Source organism: Pseudonocardia pini, from assembly GCF_013870575.1.
Classification (GTDB): Bacteria; Actinomycetota; Actinomycetes; order Mycobacteriales; family Pseudonocardiaceae; genus Pseudonocardia; species Pseudonocardia pini.
In genome coordinates this window covers 1-2353 of sequence record NZ_JACBXB010000824.1, presented here as the reverse complement: position 1 = coordinate 2353, position 2353 = coordinate 1, and the positions used below count along the sequence as shown (strand labels likewise).

Here is a 2353-nt window from a genome sequence, read left to right as displayed (position 1 = left end):
CGGAGTACCGCGCGGCCTCGGTGGCGTTCGCGACCGGCTCGGCGGACGGGCTGCGGGAGTGGATCCTGCACTGCTGCGCGGCCTGGGAGACCGGGGCCCGCGAGGGGATGTCGATCGCCGAGGCCCGCGCGACATGAGGACGGGCGGTGCCCCCTGCAGAGGGACACCGCCCGACTCGCACGAAACTCCGGGTTCCAACCGTGCACTACGTGTCGTGCTCCGGCCTCGGCGTCCGGCGTCCCGGTCCGCAGGCCCACGACGACATGCCTCCCGCGGCGTGCTGTGCGTGGAGTGCCCGGCGCTCGTGCACGGAGCCTCGGAAGGGGGAGTCGGGTGCTTCTCCACCGCACCGGCCCTGGCCTTCCCTGGGTCCGTGAGGTCTATTCGTACTCCGTGACGGGGGACACATCAAGGGGTTCGAGGAAGTGCACCGGTTCAGCAGCAGAGGGTGGCGATCACCGGGGCTCAGCGGCCCGAAAGTCGACCCGGACGGCGGATGCGCAAGCCCGTCACCTGCGTAGACGGGCCGCGGCGGCGCTGTGAGCGGGCCGTCCACCAGCCCGCTCCACCTGCGGCGGCGAGCCCGGCCAGCACGACCGCGCCCGCCACGACGCGGGTCCTCGGGGGCAGCCGGGAACGCAGCGTGACGGGGGCTGCGAAGGTCTGCACCGGCCACCCGCGCTGCTCCGCCTCGCGGCGCAGCGCCTTGTCCGGGTTGACGGCCGTGGGCCGCCCGACGGCGGACAGCAGCGGCAGATCCGTGATCGAGTCCGAGTACGCGGAGCATGCCGCCAGGTCGTACCCGCGCTCGGCGGCGATCCGGCGCGCGACGACCGCCTTCTCCTCGCCGTAGCAGTAGAACTCGATCTCCCCGGTGTAGCGGCCGTTGCGGGCCTCCATCCGGGTGGCGACGCAGCGGTCCGCCCCGATCAGGGCCGCGATCGGCTCCACCACCTCCAGCCCGGAGGCGCTGAGCACGACCACCTCGTCCCCGCGGGCCTGGTGCTCGGCGATCAGCACGGCCGCCTCCGCGTAGATCATCGGCTGGACGATCTCGTGGAGCGTCTCGGCGACGATCGCCCGGACCTGCGCCACCTCCCAGCCGGTCGCCAGCGCGGTGATCCGCCTGCGCAGCAGGTCCATGGTGTCCGCGTCCGCACCCGCGAGCAGGAGCAGCAGCTGGGCGTACCCGCTGCGCAGCACCGCGCGGCGCGTGATCAGGCCCTCGCGGCGGAACGGCCGGGAGAAGGCCAACGCACTCGACCCGGCGATGATCGTCTTGTCGAGGTCGAAGAAGGCGGCGCCCCGGGGCCGTTCCGCGGAGCCCAGCGGACGGTCTACGGGGGCGGTCGGTGCGGGCACGACGGGAGCCTGCCAGACCGCCCGACCGACCCCGGACATGGGACGGCCTCCGCCAGGGGGGATTGGCGGAGGCCGTCGGGCGGTTCAGCCCCGGGGGGTCGGACTGAACCCGCTCGGACACGCCAAAAGACGCGTCGAGCCGCTCTCAACTGTAACCGCAACCGCCTCGCATCACCATGGGCGTCTGTCAGGCGTTCGCCCGGCGGTAGGCCCGTCCGTGCACGACCGCCCTCCCGGTCGAGAGGGCCGCGCCATCCCTCTCACCATCCCCGGGGACCACCGTCCACCACACCGGTCCGACGCCCGGACGCCCCCGCACCATCGTGGCCCACTCCACCGACGGAAACCGCAGCTCGCAGGGCCGGGGGGCGCTCTGTCCACAGGGAACCCGAGTCATCCACAGCATCCGAGGAACTTCCTTCCCGACTGCTCCGGAGGCCGCACTCTCGGTCGTGTCCGAGGGCGACGACGGAGGGATACGGGAATGGGCGAGCGCACACTGGTGATGGTCGAGGATCCCGAGCTGCTCGATGCCGTGCTCCGGCTGACGGCCGCGGCGGGCTGCGAGGTGCACCGCTCGCCGGATGCCGCGGAGGCGAGGCGGCACTGGGCGCGGACGCCGTTCGTGGTCCTGGACGAGGAGTCCGCGCGCCGGTGCCTGAGAGCGGGCCTGCCCCGCCGCACCGACCTCGTCCTCGCCGGCTTCGGTCAGGCGTCCATGGAGGCGCTGCACTGTGCCGTCGCGCTCGGCGCCGAGCAGGCCGTCGAGCTGCCCGAGGCCGAGGGCCATCTGATGTCCAGGCTGGCGGCGGCGGCCGAGCGGGGTGCCCTGCCCGATCGTGCGGGCCGGGTGCTGGCCGTGGTCGGCGGGCGCGGTGGCGCCGGGGCGTCGGTGCTGGCCGCGGCGACCGCCGTGGTGTCCGCCCGTTCCGGGGAGCGAACGCTGCTGGTCGACTGCGATCCGCTCGGCGGCGGGCTCGACCTGGTCCTC

Annotated in this window: 2 protein-coding genes; one reads left to right on the top strand and one right to left on the bottom strand. The window is 73.9% G+C overall.

Annotated features, from left to right (window positions below; translation table 11 throughout):
- Positions 1–465: 465 nt before the first annotated feature.
- A complete protein-coding gene (locus H5J29_RS29505) occupies positions 466–1362 on the bottom strand; it encodes an HAD family hydrolase (protein WP_312858468.1) in 897 nt (298 codons plus the stop codon).
- 484 nt (positions 1363–1846) lie between these two features.
- Between H5J29_RS29505 and ssd the strand changes: the two genes are divergently transcribed.
- Positions 1847–2353 (top strand): septum site-determining protein Ssd (gene ssd / locus H5J29_RS29500; protein ID WP_376768589.1); only part of this gene is annotated, 507 nt, incomplete at its 3' end.